The organism is Nitrospira sp. BLG_1, from assembly GCF_047338595.1.
GTDB lineage: Bacteria > Nitrospirota > Nitrospiria > Nitrospirales > Nitrospiraceae > Nitrospira_D.
Genome location: NZ_JBLFBO010000030.1, coordinates 1 through 25,166, shown reverse-complemented (window position 1 = coordinate 25,166; position 25,166 = coordinate 1). Strand labels below are relative to the sequence as shown.

General features: G+C 56.1%; 23 protein-coding genes. 3 read left to right on the top strand and 20 right to left on the bottom strand.

The genetic code is table 11. From position 1 onward, the window contains the following. Positions 1-40 precede the first annotated feature (40 nt). The 8 genes from ACMTNU_RS15790 to ACMTNU_RS15755 all read right to left on the bottom strand — a co-directional run bounded on the left by ACMTNU_RS15790 (position 41) and on the right by ACMTNU_RS15755 (position 8,269). A complete protein-coding gene (locus tag ACMTNU_RS15790) occupies positions 41-259 on the bottom strand; it encodes a DUF2892 domain-containing protein (protein WP_413936265.1) in 219 nt (72 codons plus the stop codon). Between the two features lie 473 nt (positions 260-732). Next, positions 733-1,911 carry an MFS transporter gene (locus ACMTNU_RS15785; protein WP_413936264.1) on the bottom strand — a complete coding sequence of 393 codons (1,179 nt, stop codon included), beginning with the start codon at positions 1,909-1,911 and terminating at the stop codon, positions 733-735. Next, on the bottom strand, positions 1,908-2,762 hold the full coding sequence (locus ACMTNU_RS15780; RefSeq protein WP_413936263.1) for a hypothetical protein: 855 nt from the start codon (positions 2,760-2,762) through the stop codon (positions 1,908-1,910). The genes ACMTNU_RS15785 and ACMTNU_RS15780 overlap by 4 nt, the downstream gene beginning before the upstream one ends. 87 nt (positions 2,763-2,849) lie before the next feature. Then, complete coding sequence (locus ACMTNU_RS15775; protein WP_413936262.1) at positions 2,850-3,221, bottom strand: hypothetical protein; 372 nt, start codon at positions 3,219-3,221, stop codon at positions 2,850-2,852. A gap of 300 nt (positions 3,222-3,521) precedes the next feature. Continuing rightward, the gene (locus ACMTNU_RS15770; RefSeq protein ID WP_413936261.1) at positions 3,522-4,835 is read right to left on the bottom strand and encodes an NAD(P)/FAD-dependent oxidoreductase; all 1,314 of its coding nucleotides are present in this window, start codon (positions 4,833-4,835) and stop codon (positions 3,522-3,524) included. A gap of 205 nt (positions 4,836-5,040) precedes the next feature. After that, a complete protein-coding gene (locus tag ACMTNU_RS15765) occupies positions 5,041-5,808 on the bottom strand; it encodes a DUF3047 domain-containing protein (protein WP_413936260.1) in 768 nt (255 codons plus the stop codon). A 55-nt stretch (positions 5,809-5,863) separates the two neighbouring features. Beyond that, a complete protein-coding gene (locus ACMTNU_RS15760) occupies positions 5,864-7,450 on the bottom strand; it encodes a mercuric reductase (protein ID WP_413936259.1) in 1,587 nt (528 codons plus the stop codon). Between the two features lie 42 nt (positions 7,451-7,492). Next, complete coding sequence (locus tag ACMTNU_RS15755; protein WP_413936258.1) at positions 7,493-8,269, bottom strand: TVP38/TMEM64 family protein; 777 nt, start codon at positions 8,267-8,269, stop codon at positions 7,493-7,495. Positions 8,270-8,598: 329 nt separating this feature from the next. Here ACMTNU_RS15755 and ACMTNU_RS15750 point away from each other — a divergent pair, with 329 nt between their 5' ends. Further along, positions 8,599-9,300 carry a Crp/Fnr family transcriptional regulator gene (locus ACMTNU_RS15750; RefSeq protein ID WP_413936257.1) on the top strand — a complete coding sequence of 234 codons (702 nt, stop codon included), beginning with the start codon at positions 8,599-8,601 and terminating at the stop codon, positions 9,298-9,300. Positions 9,301-9,396: 96 nt separating this feature from the next. Here ACMTNU_RS15750 and ACMTNU_RS15745 read toward each other — a convergent pair whose 3' ends face one another. The 11 genes from ACMTNU_RS15745 to lexA all read right to left on the bottom strand — a co-directional run bounded on the left by ACMTNU_RS15745 (position 9,397) and on the right by lexA (position 22,365). Next, the gene (locus tag ACMTNU_RS15745) at positions 9,397-10,494 is read right to left on the bottom strand and encodes a transporter (RefSeq protein ID WP_413936256.1); all 1,098 of its coding nucleotides are present in this window, start codon (positions 10,492-10,494) and stop codon (positions 9,397-9,399) included. A gap of 692 nt (positions 10,495-11,186) precedes the next feature. Next, positions 11,187-11,372: a DUF2934 domain-containing protein gene (locus ACMTNU_RS15740; protein ID WP_413936255.1), complete on the bottom strand. Its 186-nt coding sequence runs from the start codon at positions 11,370-11,372 to the stop codon at positions 11,187-11,189. Positions 11,373-11,586: 214 nt separating this feature from the next. Continuing rightward, positions 11,587-12,363 carry a TVP38/TMEM64 family protein gene (locus tag ACMTNU_RS15735; protein ID WP_413936254.1) on the bottom strand — a complete coding sequence of 259 codons (777 nt, stop codon included), beginning with the start codon at positions 12,361-12,363 and terminating at the stop codon, positions 11,587-11,589. Between the two features lie 16 nt (positions 12,364-12,379). Beyond that, the gene (locus ACMTNU_RS15730) at positions 12,380-13,033 is read right to left on the bottom strand and encodes an acyloxyacyl hydrolase (protein WP_413936253.1); all 654 of its coding nucleotides are present in this window, start codon (positions 13,031-13,033) and stop codon (positions 12,380-12,382) included. Between the two features lie 451 nt (positions 13,034-13,484). Beyond that, positions 13,485-14,156: a tetratricopeptide repeat protein gene (locus ACMTNU_RS15725; RefSeq protein WP_413936252.1), complete on the bottom strand. Its 672-nt coding sequence runs from the start codon at positions 14,154-14,156 to the stop codon at positions 13,485-13,487. Positions 14,157-14,411: 255 nt separating this feature from the next. Continuing rightward, positions 14,412-15,404: a DUF3179 domain-containing protein gene (locus ACMTNU_RS15720; protein WP_413936251.1), complete on the bottom strand. Its 993-nt coding sequence runs from the start codon at positions 15,402-15,404 to the stop codon at positions 14,412-14,414. 34 nt (positions 15,405-15,438) lie between these two features. Then, positions 15,439-15,942 carry a hypothetical protein gene (locus tag ACMTNU_RS15715; RefSeq protein WP_413936250.1) on the bottom strand — a complete coding sequence of 168 codons (504 nt, stop codon included), beginning with the start codon at positions 15,940-15,942 and terminating at the stop codon, positions 15,439-15,441. A 686-nt stretch (positions 15,943-16,628) separates the two neighbouring features. Continuing rightward, positions 16,629-17,531, bottom strand: coding sequence for a DUF72 domain-containing protein (locus ACMTNU_RS15710; RefSeq protein ID WP_413936249.1), 903 nt, complete (start codon positions 17,529-17,531; stop codon positions 16,629-16,631). Positions 17,532-17,549: 18 nt separating this feature from the next. Beyond that, a complete protein-coding gene (locus tag ACMTNU_RS15705; RefSeq protein WP_413936248.1) occupies positions 17,550-20,582 on the bottom strand; it encodes a DNA polymerase III subunit alpha in 3,033 nt (1,010 codons plus the stop codon). Further along, a complete protein-coding gene (locus tag ACMTNU_RS15700) occupies positions 20,583-21,767 on the bottom strand; it encodes a DNA polymerase Y family protein (protein WP_413936247.1) in 1,185 nt (394 codons plus the stop codon). A gap of 19 nt (positions 21,768-21,786) precedes the next feature. After that, the gene (gene lexA, locus ACMTNU_RS15695; RefSeq protein ID WP_413936246.1) at positions 21,787-22,365 is read right to left on the bottom strand and encodes a transcriptional repressor LexA; all 579 of its coding nucleotides are present in this window, start codon (positions 22,363-22,365) and stop codon (positions 21,787-21,789) included. 1,037 nt (positions 22,366-23,402) lie between these two features. Here lexA and ACMTNU_RS15690 point away from each other — a divergent pair. Further along, complete coding sequence (locus ACMTNU_RS15690; protein WP_413936245.1) at positions 23,403-23,822, top strand: DUF4282 domain-containing protein; 420 nt, start codon at positions 23,403-23,405, stop codon at positions 23,820-23,822. Between the two features lie 113 nt (positions 23,823-23,935). On the opposite strand, the gene ACMTNU_RS15685 is transcribed toward ACMTNU_RS15690, so the two are convergent. Further along, complete coding sequence (locus ACMTNU_RS15685) at positions 23,936-24,685, bottom strand: hypothetical protein (protein WP_413936244.1); 750 nt, start codon at positions 24,683-24,685, stop codon at positions 23,936-23,938. A 306-nt stretch (positions 24,686-24,991) separates the two neighbouring features. On the opposite strand from ACMTNU_RS15685, the gene ACMTNU_RS15680 reads away from it, so the two are divergent. Then, a complete protein-coding gene (locus ACMTNU_RS15680; protein ID WP_413936243.1) occupies positions 24,992-25,114 on the top strand; it encodes a hypothetical protein in 123 nt (40 codons plus the stop codon). The last annotated feature ends 52 nt before the right edge of the window (positions 25,115-25,166 follow it).

Below are 25,166 nucleotides of genomic sequence, written 5' to 3'. Positions count from 1 at the left end.
TTCGGACCGAATGTCGCCTGGGACCGAAGGACAGCCGTTTTTAAATCCTTCTGAGACCTGCTTCCGTTTCCGGCGCACAGGTCTTATCCAGCAGAAAATACACCGGGCAGAACCCTGTGAAGGCGCTCTGAATCAGGGTGATGCCGATCACGCTTGGTAGGAGTAACCAAGCAGGGTGCACGCTATAACCCAACGCGATGCCAAGGGTGATGACCGCCCCGACGATACCATCATGGATTCGTCTCTTGGTGTTGTTCATGATCCATCCTCCCTTGAAGTTCACAGAATAGAATCGACTCAATTTGACGGGCAACTAAAATCTTACCAGCCCTGTGTCTCTGAAGAAACAGGAAGAATCGATTTGGCTTTCCGCTCAGTCGACCTTGCGCTTGAGCACGATGTCTTCGTACTGTGCGTCCGCCGATTCTCCGATATTGTCGGTATCGGTCATCTAGATGGAATTGGAACCTCGCGCTCAACACGGGCCGCAACAGATACCAGTTAGCCCGGTTGAGGGGCATCCATTCGCTGTATCGATCTCGTTTCCAACACCATCGACCGGGTGATTTGCCAGCTCGACAAAGGTGGAGGGTGCGTCTCCCCAGGGAGGTCAAGAGACGCCCTACCGAGGTGGGCGCCACGGTAGTCCTCCGTCCCGCGGCTGAATATCGATACTTCAACCGCATTCAGACCTGCACAAGAACACGGTGCGTCGCTGTGGGCCGCGTCACGCTACGGACGTTCCAGCAGCGCTACCAAGGCCATGGTGGCAAACGCCGCACCCGAATAAAATGTCCATAACGGGCCGAGCATATCCCACATCACACCGGCAACCAAACTGGCGACCAACATGGCCACGCCGCTCGCGAGGTTGAAGAGGCCAAAGGCGGTCCCACGAAGCTCTGCCGGAGCAGTCTGCGCCACCATCGCTGCGAGCAATCCTTGGGTCATGCCCATGTGCAGTCCCCATAACATCACGCCGACCCCTACGAGGATCCAATGGACGGAAAGGCCAAGCACGAGATCGGCAGCGATCAAGACCAGCAGCCCCCATCTGAGCAGCACGGTCTGGCTCATCCGATCTGCCAGATGTCCGAACGGATAGGCCGAACCGGCATACACGATATTCATGGCCATAATGACAAGTGGGACTAACGCCATCGAGATGCCTGTCTCTTGACCCCGGAGGACAAGAAACGCCTCGCTGAACCGAGCCAGCGTAAAGAGCACGCCGATTCTCACAATAGACCAATAGGATGGTGGCAGCCGTGCTAGAGTCTCACAGCAAACGGGATTTGTACGCGTCTGAGATGGTGGCGGAGCCGGTTCTTGAATACCGAAGATCAGCAGTGCAACGGAAACCATAGCGGGAAGGACGGCCAGCCAGAAGACGGCCCGAATATCCTCGGCCCACAGCAGCATGAATCCGACGGCCAGGATCGGTCCAAGGAACGCCCCGATGGTATCGAGGCTTTGCCGCAAGCCAAAAGCCGCTCCTCGTCTTGCTACAGGCGTGAGGTCGGCGACAAGGGCATCACGTGGGGCGCCACGTATTCCCTTCCCGACACGATCGAGAAGACGGGCGGTCAAGACGATCTCCACTCCCGAGGCAACCGCAAACAGCGGTTTGCTGAGCGCGCCCAACCCATAGCCGCCCACCGCCAACCACTTCCGGTTTCTCAGATAATCGCTCACGACTCCCGAAAAGACTTTGATGATTAGAGCGAGCGATTCGGCAAGGCCTTCTACTACACCAACCAGAGTGGCACTCGCCCCAAGGGTGGTCACCAAAAAGACGGGTAGCAAGCTATGAATCATTTCGGACGACAGATCCATGAAGAGACTCACCAGCCCAAGCACCCAGACGCCGGTGGGCATTTCCCGAAGCGAATGCGATAGCCCCATGGTCATGAGGATGTCCCTTCGCGTCTATCCAGCTCCAACGTCGCACAGGGAGCACGGCGAAGTTCCCGTCCCGCTTGGTCCGCAATCTCCGTCACCGCCTGCGTCAGATTCACCGTCAACTGGACTTCTTTACGGCGGCGCTCATCGGGCTCACGTTTTTTCAGCGTCCATCCGGGGATCAACACCACCACCGCTTCCTCCTTCCATGGTTGCTCCACGCACTTTCGAACGTCCCACGCTTCTGCTTTGAGGCGGACAGGACGCAGCGCCCATCCCGCAATGTACGCACCACCCCACCACACCGGGACATCGGTTAAGAGTTCACTAGCGGCGGTGGCCGCCATCGCTGTCGGATTAAATCCCGTTGCTGCGCCAACGATCAGGGTTTCCGTGAGCATGGAAACTAACAAACCGGGCACCCAGTACTGCCAGCGGACGACGCCATAATCGACGAGCCTCGCGGTGACCACTAAATCGGCATGGGCTTCCTCGCCAAGCGCCCGCCAGCCCTCCGCATCAAGCGGCTTACCCGCGACTGATCGGTTGGTCTGAAGCCGCCTCGCGTCCTGAAACGGAACAACGAGAAATCCCGGTTGCCGAGCCAGTTCCTCGGTCAACAGCCGTTGAGCCGTCACTTCAACTTCGTCGATGAGCTGTTGTAAGAGCTGAGTTGCCACCTCGGGAGGCGGACTTTCCTCGAAGGTGGCCAAATCCGAGGGTGAGGTCACAGGAGCCTCCATGGTCACCGGTCCCACCAAGACCGTGAGGGGTGGATGAGGAGACGGTAAGGAGTGTCCTGGAAGCCACGCACATCCTGAAATGATCAACAGGCACAGACCCGTGAGACTCCGCTTCATGCTCGTACTCCACTCGGTAGTTATGTAGGCCACCCGGTCACATACCGGATGACCACTCACCACGAAAACCACGAGAGGAAACGAGCCTCAGAGACGATAACAGCAGGTGAAACGAGGGAGACTTCGCGTGTATGCGAGGTCGGCGAAGGAAGAATTGATCGGATTCGAGGGAACCGAGGCAACCGCTGTACTGAGAGCGACGGTCATTGCGAGCGCGAACAGATCGAGGAGAGGGGTTCCGATCGACGCATCCAGCGTGTCGGATTTCACGGCAAGCTGCAACTGCGTGAGTGCCTGTTCGTCAGAGGAATTGGTTTCCGGCACGACGTTTAACTGTTCGGCGAACGCCACGCCGCTCAACAGGAGCCAGACCACGATCAAACTACCCACGATCCGCTGGTGAAAACGGATGCTCCTACCCAGTCGCATGGCTGTCACTCTAAGTGGATGTGTCGACACTGTCAACTCCGTGGACAGGGTCAGGACCCATGGGAGAAAGGGGAGTCGATGATCGTATTGCCCAGGAAAGGCCTGAATAATTCCTGATTTCTATCAACCAGTGTACAAAAAAAGCGGGGCATTTTGTTAGTTTCTGATTCGAACTTCGAATTAATCAGACCTTCTCACGATTGATGCGCACGATAACCGTCCGCTCGTGGCCCACCACCGGAGTCGACCATCTGCTCCGGAACTCTTCAGCCTGTGAGCGACGGACTCACATTACGAGGTGGCAGACCAACTTCCAGCTGGTCAAAATATTCAGGTTGATTTCGGCAATTCTTGTTTCACCGGTAACAAGGATGGGGGGCGCGCGGTTCTGAAGTGGACCAGATCCTTCGAAAAGAGCACATCCAGCGTCCAGTCCAAGGCCACGAGCACCTTCTTCTCAAAGCGCGGGAGTTTCAGCAAGTAGATCGTCCGCCACAGCCACCAGGCCAGGAAGCCGGAAAAATTCACGCCGAGAATGTTCGCGACACCGGTCCGTTTCCCAATTGGGGCCAGGAGTCCGATCGTGGAATACACAAATGGTTTCTTCCACCCCTTTCGCACAGTGGCTAGAACGTTCTGCGCCGCGATCCGCCCTTCCCGCAGCGCATGTTGGGCCGTTGGGGGATGAAATCCTCCAGTCTGTCGATCCGGCACGAGTGCACAGTCTCCCAAGGCCCACACTCCAGACCACCCAGGCACTTCTAGGTACTCGTTGACAAGGACCCGGCCCTTCTCTTTCGGGCATGGCAAGGTGTCCAAGAGCGCGTGCGGGCTGATCCCGGCCGTCCACACCAGCGTATTCGTGGTGATCGTGGTCCCATCGCTGAGTGTGACATCCTGGTCCTTCACGGCGGTCACTTTACAGTTCGAGCGGATTTCCACCTGTTGTTCAGCCAGCTTGCGTTGGGCATAGGTGCCGAGCTTCTCGCCGAGTTCCGGCAAAATGATGGCCCCCGCACTGACCAGGATGACCCGCAGCCGGTCCTCCCGCAGATGGGGAAAAAAGCGGATCGCTTCCCGCAGAAAGTCATTCATGGCCGCAATGGTTTCGACGCCAGCAAAGCCGCCTCCGGCCACGATGAAATTCAGTAAGCCGGTGCGGAGGGACGCCCCACACTCAAAGTCGGCCTCTTCCAGATTCGCGATGAGATGGTTGCGCAGCATGATCGCGTCACTCAGCGATTTCATCGTGAACGCGCGCTGCGCTAAGCCGGGGATCCCGAAGAAGTTCGTGGTGGACCCGAGGGCCAGCACCAGGTGGTCGTACGGCAGCGAGTGGCAATGTTGCTCGTGCCCATGCGACACGCCCACTCGTTTATGTACGAGATCGATGGCTTCGATCTCGCCATGAAAGAACGTCACCCATCGCAGCAACTTCCGGATCGGGCTGACGATGTTGGTGATATCGAGGTCGCTGGCGGCGACTTCGTGCAGCATCGGGGTGAAGAGGAAGAAGTTGTCGTGGTTGACGAGGGTGACGTCCAGGGCGGCGCCCCGCGCCAGAGCGCGTTCGAACTCCAAGGCAGCGTACATGCCGCCGAATCCTCCCCCCAGAATCACCACGCGGGGCTTGCCGTTAGACATCAATCCTCACGAGCTTGAGACCCTCAATAGACATACGAGTTCGGAGCGATGCCAAAAGGGATCAACGCTCCGACGATGCCATCGTGAATCCGTCTCTTGGTGTTGTTCATGATTCATCCTCCTTCAAAGACCAACGCAAAGATCTCTATAATCGTAACAGTCCTGGGTTCAAGATACACAGGAAGAATCGATTCTTGCTTTTGGTTCAGTCGCTCCGCCGCTTGAGGACAATATCCCCGTAGTAGGCTTCTGCCGATTCGCCGGTATTGTCGGTATCCGTCATGATGGCGACACCGGAAATCATGGGCGGCTCTGCTCCGAACGCTCGCTTGTAGTCGTCGTAGACGTTGCGTTCTTCGGTCATCCAGGTGTTCAGCTTGGCTGCTCCGCTTTCTACCACAATCATGTGCACCTGTTCCGTGTACGGGTTGGGCACCGCGGTTCCTACCGGCGCCCGGCTCTCCCAAATGTAATTGATGGCGCCGAGGGGCGGATAGCGCCCGTAGAGGAGTTTGGCGGCTTCGTACTTTGCCTTGCCGAAGAGACCTACTTTCGCACTCTCGTACTGAAAGGTGACGTAGATGCGGGCTGGGTAATCATCGCCGTCTTTCTTCGCCACATTGCCGGCCTTTAAGATATTCGAGACTTTCCACTGCCATTGGATGATGGGATACTCCTTCGGATCGATCAGGGTTTCTTTCGTGTACCCCGAAGAGGAGGCCTGACTGACGGCCTTGACGGTGACACGATCACCGTCTTTCACGAGATCGTAGGTCGTCTGTTGCGGAATTTTTGGGAACGTCAGCGGTTTCCAGCCATCCGGCCAGGGTCCGCCAGGCGCAGCGGTCGAAAAGGCACCGACTTCGATGGTGCCAGGGGACCCGGCTTGCAGCCGGTTTGGAGCAGCGAGGATGATTCCGGCCAACAGGCACGACGCCAAACCGACGAGCACGGAAGAAGTAGACGGTGTCATGGGCTCAATCCTTTTCAAGTGAAGACGTGAAACATCGTTGTTCATGATGTCTCCTCTATCGGCGCATCCAGGCAAACAGTTTGATCAACAGATTCTTGGTTCGTTGGGTGAAATGCGCCTTGCGCCAGAGGTTCACCACCTTCTTGTTCACTTCAGCTTGCGTGGGATAGGGATGGATGGTTGCCGCGATCGTCTTGGCCCCGGCTCCCGCCTTCATGGCGACGGAGAATTCGCCGATCATGTCGCCGGCATGACTGGCCACGATCGTGGCACCGAGGATTTTATCGGTCCCCTTTTCGATGTGAACCCGCGCAAAGCCTTCATCTTCTCCGTCCAGGATCGCTCGATCGACCTCGTCCAGCTTGTAGGTATAAGTTTCGACGTCGATCCCTTTCTCCTTGGCATCCCGCTCGTACATCCCGACATGGGCGACTTCCGGTTCGGTGAAGGTGCACCAGGGCATGATCAGCGATTCGACGCCGGCATAGCCGAGCCCAAAGGGATGCGGAAACAGCGCGTTCTGGATGACGATCTGTGCCATGGCATCGGCCGCGTGGGTAAATTTGTAGCGTGAACAGACATCTCCTGCCGCGAAAATCTTGGGATTCGTCGTCTGCAGTCGGGCATTCACCGTAATCCCGTTCTTGTCATGCTCGACTCCCGCCGCCTCCAGCCCGATTCCTTCCACATTCGGGGTTCGCCCGACCGCGACCAGGAGTTCATCCACCGTCACATCGTACTGACCGCCGTGCGACTCGACCGTCAGGCGCTTGCCTCCTTCGGTCTTCTCGACTAGCAAGTGTTTCCCACAGCACAGCACCGTCACCCCATCGCGAACCATCTGTTGCTCGACGATCTCCGCGGCATCGCGGTCCTCGATCGGCATGATGCCGTGCGCCGCTTCGACGAGGTAGACCTGGCTCCCAAAGCGGGCGAAGGACTGCGCCAGTTCACATCCGATGGGACCGGCTCCGATGACCCCGATGCGCTGAGGCAGTTCCGTCAAAGAAAACACCGTTTCGTTGGTGAGGTACCCGGCTTCGACCAATCCGGGCGTCGACGGGATCGACGCCAGCGCGCCGGTGCAGATCGCCGCTTTCGCAAAGGTCAAGGTTCGCTTGCCGGACGGTCCCTCAACTTGGATACGATCGTTTCCGACGAAACGGCCGCTGCCGATGTAGATGTCCACCCCCAATTCGGCATAGCGATGAGCGGAATCATTGTGACTGATCCGCGCGCGTAGCTTCCTCATGCGTGCCATCACGGCGCCGAAGTCGTACGTCACGCCCGCGGGAATTTCGAGGCCGAACTCCTTGGCGCGCCGGAGATCGGCCCAAGCTCTGGCCGCCCGGATCACGCCTTTCGACGGCACACATCCCACATTCAGGCAGTCCCCACCCATCAGATGTTTCTCGATCAACGCGACCTTGGCGCCCAGGCTTGCGGCCACGACCGCCGTGATCAGTCCAGCCGTGCCGGCTCCGATGACCACGATGTTGTAGCGTCCGGTCGGCTCCGGGTTGACCCAACCGGGAGGATGCACATTGGCGACGAGTTGTTGATTGTAGACGTCGTTCGGCAGGATCAATGAGTGATGGTGTTCGGTCATTTCCGTGATCCTTGGTTCGGGTTCCGTGAGCATTGCGCGACCTCCTTCATCGCATGTCGTCGAGCGTTGACGTAGTCATGACACCGGTTTGGCGGAGAATTTCTTATAGACGACCGGCACCAGAGCGAGGAGGCCCAACAACACGAAGGCTCCGATCACATTCGGCGACGCAATTTCCTTGAGGGAGTTGATGGTGCCGAGTTGGCGTCCCGCATAGGCGTATACGAACGACCCCGGAATGATGCCGAGGGCCGTCGCTCCGATGTACGTTCCCGCGCTCACGCGGGTCAGGCCGGAGACCAGGTTGACCACGAAGAACGGAAACAACGGAATCAGTCGAAGGGTCAGCAGGTAGCTGAACGCGTTCTTGGCGAAACCTTCTTGGAACGGTCTCAGCGATTGTCCGAACTTTTGCTCCACGGTGTCCCGCAACAAATACCGTGCGGTGAGAAACGCCAAGGTGGCTCCGGTCGTTGCCCCGAGGTTCACGAACACCGTTCCAAGGACGGCACCGAAGACGAACCCGCCGGCGAGCGTGAGAATGACCGCGCCCGGCAACGACAAGCCGGTGACGATCGCATAGGCGCCAATGAAGATGCCGACCGCCATGATATAGTTGGCGTCCGTAAACGCCAAGAGCTGATCTCGATTCTCCCTCAAGGCGTCCAGCGATAAGAACCGGCCCAGGTCAAAATAGAAGAAAGTCACGATTGCCAATCCGATCACGAGTGCGAGAATGACCTTGCCTGCCGAGGGTGCCTTGGTGGAGGCGAAGGAGATCCTGTCCTCACCGACAGGAGAGATCGGATGAGGCGTATGATCCTGATGTTCGCCGGCATACGGTGGTTCCATCAACGGGACTCCCTTCGGGTGGCGGCGTGAAACCAGGCGGAGGTTGGGCCGCGCTTCAGGTGGTCTGGAAGCATCATGTTTCAACATGATCCCACGATATCCCACTTGCCGGCGAGATTCTGTGAGCCAGGTCACAGTGTGGAGATAGAGGACAGCCAGGAGAAAAGCCCCATAAACACCTAGGATTCCGTCACTATTCCATTCATGTGTAGGTTGGCGTACCGTCTCGTCTCAGCAAAGCAACGCAACTTAGGGCATTGGCATCAAGAGACGTATTGCCTCATGGGGGATAAATCATTAGACTGTCGTTCTGAACTGGGAGTAGTCGCATGGAACAGGCTTCCTCATCCTCGAATAAGCTGTGGTACCTGAAGCACATTCGCTTGTTCGACGGTATCTCTTCGTCCGATATGCAGGAGATGGAGAAGATTACCCGTATGGAGGAAGTCAAGAAGCGACAGCCGCTCTATCTTCCCGGTGATCCGAGTAGCAGTGTGTATTTGCTGAAAAAAGGGCGAGTCAAAATCGCCAATACCGCCCCCAGCGGGAAAGAAGTCACCTTTGAGATTCTCGAGCCAGGCGAAGTCTTCGGTGAGCTGGAGGTCTTGGAAGATGCTCCCCGCTCGACCTCAGCGGAAGCGCTCGATGACACACTCATCTGCGTGATCCCGCGCAAAGACTTCGACCAGTACTTAGCGATGCATCCGAATGTGACGGTAAAACTCACTAAGCTCATCGGCCTGCGGCTCAGGAAAATCCAGAGCCGCGTCGAGGATCTTGTCTTTCGCGATGTGCCGGCCCGCCTAGCGCACCTCCTTAGTGAGGTCGGGAAGACTGATGGTGTCGTGGACAAGCAGGGGATTCGTCTGAGGGCCAAGTTGACTCATCAAGAAATGGCGAACCTGATCGGCTGCAGCCGCGAAACCGTGAGCACCATCATGGGCCAGTTTCGGGACCAAGGGCTCATCTATATGGATGGGCGAACGATCACCCTTCTGAAACCGGACGCACTTTCTCGCCTCGCGTTCTGATTCTTGTCTTCGGCCTTTCAATCAGTCGGCTTCTTGCAGGTGATGGGAACATCGTCCGTTCCCATCACCTGCAAGGATGTAGGCCAGTTGCCCTGATTAGGATCGAGGTTTCAGAAGTTGAAGCGAACGGGTGATACCAAAGATAAAACTGGTTCCCTGCGCAAGGTTGTTGTTGGCATCCCGCGCCACGGGGATTTGGGCCATCACATACATCGACGTCCCTTCTGTATATTGAGACGTGAAGAGTCGCCCGACGTCGAGTTGAAATCCTGGCGTATAGGCAAAGTAGGTGGATCCGGTATTCGGCACTCGGCGATCGAGGATACGAGGATCGATCACCGTCGGTTCCTCCCCGGAAAATGGTGCGGCGGATTGCTCCAGATTGGCCGTGACGTTGTCCTGCGTGAGATAGCGAAAGTTGAATTGATTGATCAGCACAAGCCAGGGAGTCGTGACCAGATTCACTCCCGCGTTGAATTGGTATTCGTCTCCAAATTGATACCCGTCCCGATTGCGGAAGGTATGGCGATAGCTGGCGAAGGCAAACTGGCTCAATCGATGGGGAATCAGCTCATAGGTTTGGTAAATCGAGCCGATGAGACCAATCTGGCCACGCCCCAATTGCCCCGGGGATTCCAAGACCTGCCCGGAACTATCCCGTGCCTGGGTATCCCCGGTCGGTAGTTCCAGGCCGAACCCCAGGACGATATTGTGGCGAAGAGTCGGCAACACGTTGTACTTGGCGGTCAGGCGTACGTCACCGAAGCCATTATCCGAAAAGTTGACCGGCTCGCCGGCCTCGGTCGCCGACTCACCGAGCCCGTCGATGTGCAGATGCTTACGTTTGAGATACGGCACAGTCAATTGAAGGGCAAACCGATCCATGACGCCATAGTTTAAGTCGAGTGTATAGCTCTGTGTGATGGTTCGAACTTCTTGGTGGTGATCTAAAATCAACCGTTGCCGAGCCTGATCCGCCGCCGGAATAATCCCCGTGGCGCCGCTCAGCAGCCGCATCGGGGTATAGTTGTAGACCCCACTCACCGTCAGCAGGCCTTGTTGCGGGATCCGTTGCTGTGCTCCGATGACCACGAAGCAGCTGACGGCGCCACAGGAGGCGGGCGCCTCCGATGGCAGAAGCAGGGGAGTGAGGGCCAGAAAGAAGAGAAATGACACCTGACGAGCAAATCGCATAGTACGCTCCTTCGATAGTCGGCTGACGTCTTCCGTCAACACAAAGATGCACCGAGAAAATGACGAGAACGCCCCCTCCCCCCCCCCCCTCTCTGGGTGGACGTGCCAGGGGCACGGAGACCACTCCATGCGAGGTCGCAATCGGGCTGATGAAGAGATGTCGCTGAAACCGATCAGGCCTCGGAGGGCGGCCCTCGGGTGAACGGGTGAGATGGCGGGACATTTCGCGTAGTGGACGCATGCAAGGAGTCGAGAGCCTCTGTGCCTGCAGACTGGGCGTCGGTGAGGTGTAGCGCAGAGTCTATGGTCTGACCGGCTGCACAGAACCAGGTACAAAGTGGACTCGAATGACTATTCGAGTGATGGTTCCCGTGCTCGAACTCGTGCTCAATTAGGTGAGGGCTGGTCAAAACAGTCCAGGCGAGCAGCACCCCTGCCAACAGGATCATGAGAGGCAATCGAAATGGAGCGCACATAGATGGAGAGGTTTTTTTAGTCAACAGAACCGTATCCACGATGGTGCATCATCAGCTTCTTATTGTTCCGTCCCTGTTCTACGAGAGATACAAGAAAAGAACTGTGAGGTGGATTACAGTTTGGGACCGGCCCCAACCTGTTCGCACACCCGTCTATGAGCAGCTAAGAAGTGGTGCGAATACTATGTAATGCGCGATGCTCTGCGAGAATTCTCCTCAATTCTCCTGATGCCGTGAGAGTACCCGTCGTTCTGCCTCCAGCCAATGCTCGACGTCGTGCCCATGTGCACACTCGCACTCACAGAAAAGCTGATAGGCGAGAGCGCGGATTTCTTCTTGGGTCGCCTCACGATTTGTCTCGGACGAGTTTCCTTTGTTGGCTTCTTTTTTCTCTTTGCCCATAACCCCTCCAGTTTTATGCCGAGTGGCCAGGATGTTTCTGCTTGTCCTTCCTTTTACCAGCTTTTTCAAGCTACGGATGTAAGCCACCTCACAACAACCAGAAGATTTCATCAACGGAGGAGTTCAGGGCGCGACTCGAGGTGGCCGGCAGGACGGCTTGCCGAATCGATGACTGGCGGAGGCAGAGGTGCAGAGTAGGGAATCACCGACAACCTTAACTCGGTGATTCCCCGCAGAAGTCGCATCGTGAAGCACTGTCTGGATGAGAAGTCACCGGCTGAGTGGGCGAAACATGGAGGGGTGACGCGACCGGCATATCACCGCGCAGGAGACGAACCCAACGAGCGGTAGGATATCGGAGAACCAGCTTTGGGATGAGGAGGAGCATGGCCACCATGATCAGCCCCAGCACGATCAACAGCCACTCCCCTGAAATCACTTGCTCGCCTGCATAGGTCAAGAGAAACGTTGGGCCGATCATTCCCAGCAATGTTGCCACCGCGAATGCGCGCAGAGTCATGTTGGTCAGTCCGGCACCATAACTCACAAAGTCGAATGAAAAAATCGGAAGGAGTCGAGAGAGGAAAACAAAGAAAGCGAGGTGTCGATCTGAACAGCGTTCGCAAAATGAGATGTCAATTCGGAGAAGCCGGGTGAGTGCCTCGCGTCCTAAGGACCGCCCAATCAGAAAGCTGAGAATGGCGCCAAACTCCGCGCCGATGACAGCATAGACCGTGCCCAAGGTTACGCCGAATGTCGCCCCGGCGGCCAAATCGAGTGGGAGACTGGGAATCGGACTGATCACCACCGCCGTGGCCATGAGGAGCATGAATAGAATCGGTCCGAAGGGTCCGGCTGCGCGGATCTGATCGGATACTTGCTCAGGCTTCAGCAGTTCTCCGATGTCAAACCAGGATACCACTGCGTAGGCCCCTCCAAGGACGGCGAAAAGCGCGCCGAGTTTGAGCCAACTAGTTCTTGTGGCCGCCATGCGGTGTCCCGTTCCGTCAAAAGAACCCGGGTGTGAAGAATGAAATCCCGACATAGGGCAGCACTGTGTTGATCCCGGTATTTCGGTCGCCAAGATTGGCGTTGGAAATGTGGTGCAATCGCACGCCCATCGTCAAGGCGATCCGGTCCGTCATGAAATAATGCACTCCGGGGCCGGTCTCCAAGACAAATTCATACTGTGTGCTCTGTTCTGGAATCCGCGGCGCCAGATTGGTCCAGATAATGCCCGCGCCGACATCCCAGAACGGCACCCATCGCCCGAACGACAGAAAATTGTATTTCAGGAGGAACGACCCTCCTGCCGCTTCCGCCGCAAATGGCTGGGTAAAGCGGGCGAACAGGGGTTGAACTAAGAATTCGACGTTGCCCTGCCACCAGCCGCTTCCCAGGGGATCGGTCAAGACCACTCCGAGACGCGGCATCATAAAGACGGCGCTTCGGTTCGCGGAGGGGCCGTTCCCAACCGCGGTCGTGCCTTGCGCATAGCCCAGTGTTCCACCGAGTTCCACCGTGCCTTTCGTCAGCACGTTCCGAGCCTCGAAGGAGGATTGAGCTACCGCGACACCGCCCTCGACCCAGAGTATTACGATTACGAGGGTCAATCGTGATAAAACAGCCCCGAGATGTCGAGGCTGCTCATTTCTTAGCATTTTCGAGCTCTTTGTCCCAGCTACCTTGAGGTTCTAGGCATACCACACGGTCTTCATTCGCATGACCATTCGCGCTCAGTTTTCATCCTCGATTGATGGCATGTTAGGGCACGTTTAGACGGAGGTCTGTGACGTGTCTTACACAATAGGTCCAGGTAGAGCCGTGTCAGGCGGGGGCGGGTCACTGCCGGCAGGTCAACGGAACCTAGAAACCCTTGGTGAACGGATTGCGATACGGCAAACTGAGACGACGATACGTCTGCTCAGGAATGCCTATCGGCCAGGAAGAGGTGCCCCGGTTCCGCGCTCAAGGAGCACTGTATCGACTTCTTTGTCATGTGTGGACCGGAAGATGTGTCCATGAAAGATCGCAGGCTGTTCGCTCCAACCGTCACTCGCTATATCAGCAACTGCGCGCCGATGATTAGGATAAGGATTCGTCAGGCTCGTGTCATTCAGATACTGCCGAGATCGTCTGTCGCGTCTCTAAGAGATGCATAATGGCAACAGCACCCCTCAGTAGCCCTCCGTTCCAACGACGAATGAGCCGAAGATAATTCACATCCCCATAACTAGGATCCAAGCGAATCGCCTGGCGGTAGTTTTTGAGCCCCTTGTCGACGGAGCCAGAGGAGAAGCATCCAAGCCCCAGGCCGGCCCAGGCACTAGCGATGGAAGCATCCTGGCTCACTGCGGTCTGCCATTGCACGATGGCAGACTCCAATTCCCCGTGTTCGAACAAGGCAAAGCCGAGATTGCTCTTGGCTACGGCATTGTTCGCGCTCAACCGGACGGCGGTGGAGAACTCCCCAATAGCACCAACGTAATTCCCTTGGGCATGCAGGACCATCCCCAAATTATTATGTGGGGTAGGGCTTCCCGGATCGAATCGAATCGCCGTTCGAAACTCCTCGGAGGCTTTGGAGAGATCTCCCATCAAGAACAGCAGCGCCCCCAGTTTGTTATGCAAGTTGGCTACTTCGTGTACGCCGTAGGTGATATTTGTCTCCCCATGCTGAATCACGAGTTGTTGGGTGCTCGATACGTCCGAACTGGTCGTACATCCGACACTGATGAGAGACAGCCCCGTGAGCGCTGATGCGACAACGTGAAGGTTCATCATATCGAACTCCTATCGGTTAGGGCCTGAAGAGGTCAAGTTTGTTCGAGTTGCTCAAAAATCGCGGATTCTGAAGTTGAAACAATGGCTCACGTTCTGTGTCATTTCGACCAACGGAAAAAGCAGTTCTGCACTCCCGTTTCAAGATTTCTCACTCCGTTCATATGACAAAGGACATATGGCTGATCGTCTGATTGATGCACGGGGTGATCCCTGGTGTCTGCTCCGGACGTCATTTGAGCAGTGTCTCTAACCCGCTTAGGGAGCGGTGAACACCTGTGTGTCAGGATGAAAGGCATACCATGCAAACCAAAAGGCCGTCACGGAAGGAAACGGCTTCCCGTCGTTGCCAACAACTGAACCACTACGAGCCGTGGCGTTGAAGCGCACGGTCACTCGCCGTCCGTTCACGCGGTCCACCAGGGGTGACGGGACTTTTTTCAGTTCCAGAAAGGGATAGGCTTTTGTCACACCATCGATCTCAAGTCCGATCACCCACTCCTTGGGGTGGTAGCGTGAATCAACATGGGTGGTGTCAAAAAATAGCTCGGAGTTTTCGCCATATCCTGCGTACGGATCGCGATCGTAGTCTCGGACCGAGCCGGTTCGGGTCGAGAGGACGACTGTCGAAGGATGGGTGGTGCGCCATTCCCCCCACGTCGTATGTTCCAGGACAATCGGCGAGAGCTTCTTTCCAGTCAGCGGGCCTGCAACCGCGTGCATGCCGACTTGTGACCAGAGGCTCTCCGTCTGATGGTCGTACATGAGCAGATCGCTCTGGTAGAGCAGGCCGGAGACACCGAAGGTATGTTGCCGCCCCTGTGCCTCAGCCTCGAAGGCCATGCCGGTACCGCAGAGTGGGCAATACGTGACGACGACGGCCTTCCCGTCGATCATGTCGTTGACGATTTCATGCCAATTGAGAATCTTGATCGGGTAGGCCTTGGCTTCTGTGTCGGCTTGGAGTCCCAGAACTCGATTCTCATCGTGGAGAAACGTTGCCTCTTGAGCCGAGACGAAGTGTGGCCTTAGGATGGCCGGTATCCCGTCCTTCCCTGGTCCTCCGTCAACGAGCTGATCTAGTGGAACGCTGTGGCGTGTCAGATCGAAGGAGGTGGTCGGGATCTTTCTGAATCCAAGCCAGGCGGCGAGAATCACTACGGCCCCCCCGGTGAGAAGCAAGACCCAGCGCCACTGTGGAGAGGTGAGGCGCAGCCACCAAGTATTCGTTAGGGACGAAGTTTCTCTCATCAGTGCCCCACTATCTATCACTCAAACACATGACTCATTTCGGTCGTCTCGGCGTATGAAGAGTGGGCATAACAGTCATTCCGGATGTTGATATTGACGGGGCGACGACCGGCGCAACGTCGGACAGATAGCACTCGAAAGCGTGAATCATTCGAATGATCGATTCAATGATCTCGCATCGTCTTGGGCCCACAGGACTCAGCCGGAAGGCATGCGGGAATGCGGCAATCTGGTACGTGCCACTCTCGTTCGTGGTGATGGCGAACGCCACGATTTGCCTGGTTTGAGCGTCAAGGGCTTCAAGACCGACCTCGTCCCTGAAGAGTTCCCAAGTCGCCTCGAGACAGGCTGGCTTTCTCTCCAGCCCGGCAAACAAGTCGGGCACGAACGTAGTTCCCAATGTCTCGGTAATCTCTCTCAAGACCGTCTGTGCGGTCAGGTAGCGCGAGTGTTCAGCATTGTATTGGGCGCGCTCAGCGTGTTCGGTCGTTCTGTCCTGTACCGTAGCCTGCGTCACATGAAGAGGTACATCGATCATGGTTGACCCTTCACTGGTCTCGCTGGTTCGACTCGGTTACCTTTCGGAGCAACCACTCTTTGCTCGGCATACCTGTCGTCACGGTCTGGCCATTGATGAGCACAACTGGCAAAACTGAAAAGCCTAGTCTTTCAATATCTTGGTCTGTGAGCGGATGAACTGTCACGGTCCAGCTTGGATACGCTGCCTCAACGTCTTTCGCGAGTAACCGTATCGATTGCCGTGACAGACAACTGTCGTGAAAGTAGAAGTCGACTTGCCGCATGAGGGCAGCATAGGCCTGTCAGGTTAATGGAATCTGTAAGCTGGATGACAAGGCAGAAATAGCTGCTTAGATTAGAAAGTGGGGACATCCCGTGCCGTTGAAACTCGAAGAGAGAGGGGGCGGTGAGTGACCATTCACTGGTCACACGAGCCTACCAGACAGGCGAAAGAGCAACGACGACAAGGAAGGGCAAGCCGAGCCTATCCTAAGACTGGTCAGTTTGCTTCACGAGAATCCGACGCATCTAGATGCTAACCCTATGTGTTCCCGGCGTGTTCTCTTGAGAGCAAAATAGGCCCCAATTCCTCTCAAGTGGAATGAGCTAAGCCGAACCCGTAAAACAGCGAAACTTTGCTGCTGAGAGGTGTTTTGCTGTTCTGGAAAGGGTTTAAGTGAAGGTCTCGGAGAGGATTGCAAACCCTCACAGCGGCGCGTCCTGCAGCGCACTCCATAGGGCTTGAATCGTTAGCGGCGCATTCCCCTCGCTGCGGTTGTTGACCAAGACATACGCCTGTCGCTTATCTCCCACTGCATTCTTCAGCAGCTCCACGGTGTCTCGCCGCATGTCTGGAAGCTCTTCCACAATCTTTGCGTACGGTTCCGCTCGTTTCTTCGCCGCTTCATAGGACATCTTGAGCGGTGTCAGGAGACGCAGGACGGTGAACGGCGCGGTGAATTTTTGCTCCATCCGCTCATGCTGCTCACGTAATGAAGGCATGTAGGACCAATGGTTGTAGACGTGGGCGACGCCGTGATTCTCTAAAACCTTACGATAGTCAGGACCCAGCAAGCCAGCGTTGCGAATTTCGACCGCATAGCGAAAGTCCTTTGGGAGTTGGCTAAAGAAGGTATCCAGTCGCGAGCAGAACTCATCCCTGGACATCCCGTGCCGTTGGAATTCGAATAAGAATGGGCCCGTGTGTGGTTCAAACTTCGCCTCTCGATAGGGAGTCAGCACGAGTTCATTGAAGAGCTTTGCGTCGAGAAACCGAGGATTCGGTTGACCGGCCTTCGCGCCATAGCGACCCTGCCGGGCAAATTGCGGGATGGTAAGTTCTTCCCAGACCTTGAAGCACATCTCGAAATCTTCCGGGATCTGATTCAGATAGTGTCGCAGTTGATTTGGTGTCGGCGGGCGGTAGAACGTGGAGTCATTGCCGACCGTGCGAAAGCACGGTTCACCATTAGAGAGATACTGGCAATACTCTCCAAGACATTCCCGTGCGAACGTCGTCTTGCTGTACTTTTTAAAATAGACTTGGCCCTGCCAGCCTTCATAGGTCCAGGTGGAAGTGCCGAAGCGAACCAACGGTGAGAGTGGCATGGGGCGAGAGTGTACCGGCTACATGCGTAGCTCCTCAAGAGGCTCACTCGGTGCCGGGATTCCACCGATGGTTAGGAGTTGTAGGGTTTTCACGGTGACCGTGACGGTCGAGAAGTGTTCCTCGACCAGGCCTGTCACGACATAGGCTTGGTTCGTTGCGAGCAGATGGCAATATTGCCGGTAAATATTAGGAAACACCGTAGCGTCATACATCCCGGTCTGATCTTCTAAGGTCATGAACTCCATCGGCTCACCCTTTTTGGTCGAGACAATCTTCTCCGTGAGGAGCCAACCGATGAGGGTCATTTCCTTCCCCACATAGTGATCCAACTCCTTGGCAAGAATGCGTGAGGTACCATTCAGCGCCTCTGTGAACAGATCGAGCGGATGGCAGTGTAACGGAAAGCCGAAGAGGGATAGTTCATGGTGTAGCTTTTTCTGGGCTGAATACTCCGTAGGGATCGGAATGAAGCTCGGTGGCTTGGTCGCCTGTGATGCAAACACGCGCCAGAGCAATGCTGGTCTGGTGAGTTCCCCGGCGATCGAATCGAAACACCCGGCTTTGATGAGCAACTTCGCTTGGCTGTAATCGGGCTTTATCCGACAGAGGAAGTCTGACAACGAACCATATGAACCCTGCTGATCTCGCTCCGCAATGATTTGCATGGCCATGTCTTCCTGAAGGCCTTTGATCTGCATGAGACCGACTCGAACGGTGGCCCCTGATCCACTGTAGGCCCATCCACTCGCGTTGATGTCCGGCGGTAGGATCGTCAGACCCATCCGTCGCCCCTCAGACAGATACGCGAAGGCCGAATAGTACCCGCCTTGATTACTCACGACTGCGGCGATGAACTCGGCGGGATAGTGAGCTCTGAGATAGGCAGATTTGAAACTCACTTGGGCGTAGCTGGCACTGTGCGGCTTGCAGAAACTATAGCCCGCGAAACTCATGATCATGGCCCAGATGGCATCGATGACAGACAGTTCCACGCCACGGCTCATGGCACCTTTGTAGAACTGGAGCTGATAGTCGCGAAGCCGCCGAGCCTTATGCTTCTTGCTCAAGACCTTTCTGAGTTGATCCCCATCTTCGACGGAAAAGCCGCCCAAGGCCACGGCGACCTTCATCACGTCTTCTTGATAGACCATGATGCCATGGGTCTCGGCAAGAATCTCATCGAGGATGGGATGCGGCGAAGTATAGGCCTCGCCATGGGCTCGTCGGATGAAGTCTTCCGTGAAGGTGTTCGCGGCGGGACGAATGAGGGACGACACGACGACAAGATATTCGAACACATCCGCCACGGTTCGTCTCTCCGGAGGCATTCCACCCCAGAGCTTCTTGAGTAACAGCCTCGTCGCGGGAGACTCCACGTAAAAGCAGCCCATCGTCTCGCCGCGCCGAATCAGGTCATTGGTGGCTGGATCAGTGATCGGATCCCACGTCGCATAGTCGATGACCGTGCGAGTGTTACGGGCGACGGCTGCGATGGCGTCACGGATGACGGCGAGCGAGCGATTGCCCAAGAGATCGATCTTGACCAACCCAGCCTCTTCCGTCTGATCCTTCTCCCATTGAATCACCGGCAAGTGAGAAGCGGAGATCTCCACCGGCACATAGCGACGGATCTCATCCGGGACCAACACCACTCCACCGGGATGGAGACCCAGATTCCTGAAGTGGCCGTCCAATTGCGTCGACCAGTAGAGGATTTCCGGCCAGGGGTTTCTCAGGTTCAAGGCCTTGCAGACATCCCGCGCCCAGTCGTGCACCGTCATCCCTTGCTGCATCTCGACGAAGTCGGCTCGACGCTGGAGGAAGTTCAACGCTTTGCCGATCTCACCTGCCGGTAGGCCATAGACCTTCGCGATCTCGCGCAAAGCCGAGCGCGTGGCGAGGGTATTCTGATTGGCGACCATCGCGGCGTGATGATGTCCGTACTGCTTGAATACCCAATCGAGAATGGCCGGTCGTTCATCCCAGGGAAAATCCACGTCGATGTCCGGTGGATCGTGACGGCCGGGATTCAGGAACCGTTCAAACAAGAGGTTATGTCGAATGGGGTCCACATGCGTGATGCCGAGACAATAGGACACGATCGAGGCGGCGGCGGAGCCTCGGCCACACGTTTTCGGCGCTTGGCGGACGATTTCATCCACGACGAGAAAGTAGTCGGCATAGCCCTTCTCACGGATCACCATGAGTTCCTTCTCAATCCGTTCTCGGACCGTTGTCGATAAGGTGCCATAGCGCCAGAGGGCGCCGTCATAAGTCTTGTGTTGTAATCTCTCGAAGGCGGCGTCCGAGGAGAGGTGGCGGAAGGAGGGAAAGATGGTCTGTTTGAAGTCCCAGTCGGTGTCGCACTCCTCGGCAATCTGCCGCGTGTTGGTGACGGCTTCTGGCACGTGAGGCAGATATCGCGCCAGCACCGATTCCGGCATGAGCCAGTGAGAGGGGAGTGCACAGTGATCGGCTTTGAGTCGTGAGAGTATCGTGTTCTCCGCGATCGCGCGTAGCAGCCGATGGGCCTGATAGTCCGTTGGATGCAGGAACGAAGCGCGGGTGGTGGCCACGGGCGGCAGTTTGAGTCGACGGCTCAACGTGACCGTCTCTTGTAACGTTGGCCCCGGTGTCAACTCGACGTGGAGATCCTCTCCTGACTCCACTTGCCAGGTGGTCAGGGCAACAGGATCATCGGACAGCAACACCAATCCCGTGCGAAGCTGCGCGACGGTTTGGATAAAGTCAAAGGACACATCGCAGTGGCGAGCCGAGAGAATCCGGCAAAGACTGCCATACCCCGTGACGTTCTTCGCGAGGAGCACGGCCCGGTGCGGGCCGGAGACCAGTTCCGCGCCTAGAATCGGCTTCAAGCCATGCTCGCGCGCAACTTCAAGAAAGTGGATCGCACCGTAAAGTCCATTCGTATCGGTGAGAGCGAGATAGTGCTGTCCTTGGTCCTTCACCGCCTGACAGAGGGCCTCCATTGTCGGGATACCCCACATCGGCGAATAAGATGAATGCGTATGCAGGTGGACAAAGGACACTCAATGACTCCTCCCATAACGAATGGACTGTTCGCCGAACCGGGCATGGAGCTGATCGAGCGCGACGGCGAGCTGCTTGGCCCGCTCCTGCCGATGCTGTTCCTCGACAGGCCGAGCATCGAACAGCGTAGTTTGCTCAGCATAGCTTGTCAGCCCTGCCATGCTTAAGGTCATGGTTCGGAGTCGAATCCGCCGATGCATACACTTCTGAAAGAGGGACATCACCACGGAGGACAGATCACATTCCCAGCAGGTCTCCGGAGTGACATGCTCGTGTTTTGTTACTTCGAGGTGATCGCTGTACCGGATCATGAGTGAGAGACGGCCACAAACACGACGCTGACTCCGCAGCGTTCGGCAGAGCCGTTGCAGCGCGTCGAGCAATCGACCGGTCAGCAGGGGATCATCGATTTCGTCTGGATCGAGGAGGACCGTTTCTTCGAGCTGAGGCTGACTCGCCGGTGGCAACACCGGCAGGGAATCGATCCCTTGCGCCCAGCGAGAGAGCTGCCCGGCATAGTCTCCCAGCGCTAGTTCCAAGGCATCAACGGGACTCTCCGCCACGTCGCCGAGTGTGTCGAGGTTGAGGTCATCGAGCCGTGACAGGACTTGTCGCATGCAGGGGCGCTGTAGGCCCGGCAGGGTGCGCACTGAGAGCGGCGCCATGAACACCGGCTCCGATCCTGGACGGACATCGTACAATTCGGAGGGCTGGATTAGAGTGGCCGCAGTTTGGGCCACGAGCTTGTTGCTCCCCACACCGGCGACGCCGTCGAGTCGATACTGAGTGAGCACTTCGTGCTGGACTTTTGCCGCGATGTCATACGCTGGCCCAAAAAGCCGTCCGGTCCCAGTCAGATCCATCACGAAGGAGCCTGCCTGAACCGGTTCCCAAACGGGAGCATAGCGTCTCACGATGTGAAGCAACGATCCCTCCGCCGTTCGGATTCGAGAGGGATTCGGAGGCAAGACGTGCATGGACGGACAGACCCGTCGTGCTTGCTCAACGGACATTCCGATCGCAAGGCCTGCTTCTTCAGCTTCGGATGAGATTTCACGCAGGCACGCCCGCGAGGTATTTAACGGGGCGATCGCGAGTGGTCGCGTCGAGAGGCTGGGATCATGCAGCCGAGCGACAGCGACTTCAAAGGCAGGAATCCCGAAGCACACAATCTGGCGGTCCATGGTGCCAACAGCCGAGGCCTCACTTTCTGAGATGACGGATGACGCCGACAACGATGCCTTCGATCTGAAAACTGTCCGATGGCTTGATGATGATCGGCTGCATGGCGTCATTGGCGGGATGGAGTTCCACTGTGCCGGCCTTGCGGTAATAGGTCTTGATCGTGGCCTCGCCGTTCACCAGGGCAATGACCGTCTGCGCATTGCGGGCCGTCGCTTGTTTCTGCACGACAACAATGTCACCGGGGAAGATGCCTTCATTATGCATGGACGTGCCTTTGACCCGAAGGGCGAAGGTCTCGCCACGACCGACCATGCTTTTCGGCACATCAACGCGTTCCATCTGAGGAATCGGTTCAATGGGCGCCCCTGCCGCGACCACCCCAGCCAGCTGAATCTGCGAGGAGCTGAGTTGCATCAGGGCCAATTCCACCGTCATGGGAATCGGAATAGTGCCATCTTCATAGCGAATGATCGATCGGCGGGTGCAGTGAAGCGTCTGAGCGAGACTCTCCTGAGTCATCCCAAGGGTCTTTCGGAGTTCGCGTAACGATCCGGGCCGCATGTGACATAATGTCACATTATTTCGTAGATCTGTCAAGAGACGTGTCTCGTGGCGGACCTTGCCGCTGGGCGCGTCACCGACTTTGATCAGAGAAAGATTGTGCCGCGAGGGAGGAAATTATTAGCCAAACCCCGACCCTTCGTCTCACGGACACGTCGGAAGCCGACATTGCAGAAATCTGGGCATACCTTGCAACGAAGGCGAGAAATCTGGATTTGTCCAAGGTGGAGAAAAAAATCGCACTTTCCGCATGGCCACATTCCAGTGCATCACAAATGTATCGATGAGCTAACGGGGCAGCTCAAGAAGTGCTAAATAGTTCAAACTCGGACTAGTATTCCAGGCTTAGCGGACCTGCCCGAACAGACACATGGGCTGGACTCTCCGCTCCTACCGGTCCGCATGGACTCCTGGTCTGTAGCGCGTTCGTGGGTTGAAATTGGGGGGAATCCCGTTCGTAAGCGGTTCTATGGCCACTTTTGTCCTGGTGGGACAAACCCCAAATGGGACCGATTGCCAATGCCGGTGGGGGGGGTGTACCGGTTGTGAGAGAGCGGTATCGGTGTTAGAGGAAGAGAGGTAGGGAAGGTAGGATCAGCAGGTAAGAATGTACGTCGTTAGCGGGGTCCACTTGGGGCGCGGAAATGAACACAGGATGAGCCACAGATGACCCATCCTGTCCAATCAGAAGCCGCTGTTTATGCGGTTTTCGGAGGTTCTTGAGGGTCTAAATCTGTTTTCAAGACCGGCACGTTCGGCCGCTCCGTCACCCCTCCATACCAAGCTCGCTCGACCCGGAGCCAATCTGATTATTCTTGGCGACGGGATAAAACACCATATCCTATGACACCCCAAAAGATATGGCTCATCCTCCCATGATGAGCTCGCGCAGTATACGGCGTTCCGGTGGGTTTGGTAAACACCCTCCCTCGATTTCCTACAGAAGAGATTCTGACGACTCATGCAACCCACGACCGACACATGGACTCAGCTCTCGCTTCAGACTCGTAAATCGAATAAGCTGCAAGAAGCGTCTTTGCCTATCCCTGAACCAGCGACTAAAAGGAGAATCTATGAAGTGTCCCCGATGTTTTACGGAAAACGACGTCTTGGCCACGAAGTGCTCAGTGTGTGAGCAGGTATTGAACGCGCCTCGACAGAAACCGGTAAGATACATGAGCTTCTACGCGGAGTATTTTGCTTTTCGAGAATTGGTGACTCCTCAACTGATCAAGGTGATCTACTTCGTCGGAGCCTGCTTCATTACCGCTGGGGGGCTCTTGTCGATCCTGTCTCCTGATGCACTGGATGATTACATGGCTGGTCCCATTTTCACTCGCCTGGGCGGAATCGCGGCCCTTGTGATGGGTAATCTCGTCTGGCGCATCATGTGCGAAGGGGCCATCCTACTCTTTAGTCTGCATGAGCTGTTGGTCAGCATCGATACGCGGGCCGGGTTGCTGGTCCGGCAGGGTAAACGCATCGAACCGTGAGACGGCTCAATCGGGGTTTATATAGAAGAGCTTCTCTCGCAGTCAGGCGCCGAAAGTTCTGACGTCTTGGGAAGTTCAGAAATGTGCTTGATGGCCCAACCACAGGCCTTGAGCTATTGGTGTTTTGAAGGATCTGAGCTTTCCAGCGTTAGTATTCTATGTCCATTTGCATCGGTTCTGATCTTGAAATTGGCCTGGTTTCGGCTCAGGCACATATCAAGATCTGTGAAATCCGTAATGCCACGCTTCAGATCGACCACTTGATTGACGCTTCCTTGATATAAGAATACGAGCGCATTGACTGAATCTGAAACGTGTATCTGGCTGCGCTCCTCAATATTCCAATTCATATTGAGTACCGATTTCGCTTTTTCATTATTGGTGTAAGGTCCAAACATACAGACCCTATCCCATGCAAAGGAGACATCAAGGTCGGAGAAGATAATTGTCTTCTGGTTTCCATTTTGTAGCTGGGCAGACAGCTTGGTTGGGAATGACGCGCGTTCCTTGAAAAACGCATAAGGGGTTGCTCCAGTCGCATACGTGAAAGTGGTTCCAACGAGGTTCATGAGGGTATCAGGGAGCGTTCGTAGGCCTGGTACGAGTAAGGAAATGAAGAATGCAACCAGGAATGCCGAAACAATTTTTGGGAGATAGTCAATGCGCCACGTTGAGGGACTATTTGCCTTTAGTTTTCGACTGAACATCAATGCGCAAAACAGCAATATCGACATGGCGGGGATAGAAGCAACGAATACCAGAGCGCCCTGTCCATCAGTAAGGGTAATCACACAAGATGCCAAGAATATGATGAGCGTGAGGAGGGTAAGAAATAGAACACCAGCAGATAAAAGTTTGTTCATAAATACGGATGCTAAAACAGACCTCTCTTTTTGTCTGCATTTAAGTGCATCAGGCGAAAACGCTCTCAGAGTCTCAAGGAATGGCCTTGTATGTCCTAATTGACGGCTGCTTGCCTTAGCTCTCATAAGCTGTTGGTCAGCATTGATACGCGGGCCGGGTTGCTGGTCCGACAGGGTAAACGCATCGAACCGTGAAGTGGCCCGATCGGGCATTACACAGAAGAACGTCTATCGCCGCAAGGGACAGCCGGTGAATCGACGGACGGCAGGGAAGAAGCTGCATCACCAGAATGAGGTCAGGGTAGGGTGGGTTTCGAGTTGGTACTTGGAGATTTTCTCGATGCCGTCGACGAGGTGCCGACGAGAGGCGCTATCGCAGAGGGCATGGGTGTCGGTCGGACTGAGCTTGAGATGGGCGATGATGTCTGAGCCCAGTCGTCAATAGTGGACGCCATAGGTTACAGCCTCATGCCGCTGGCTG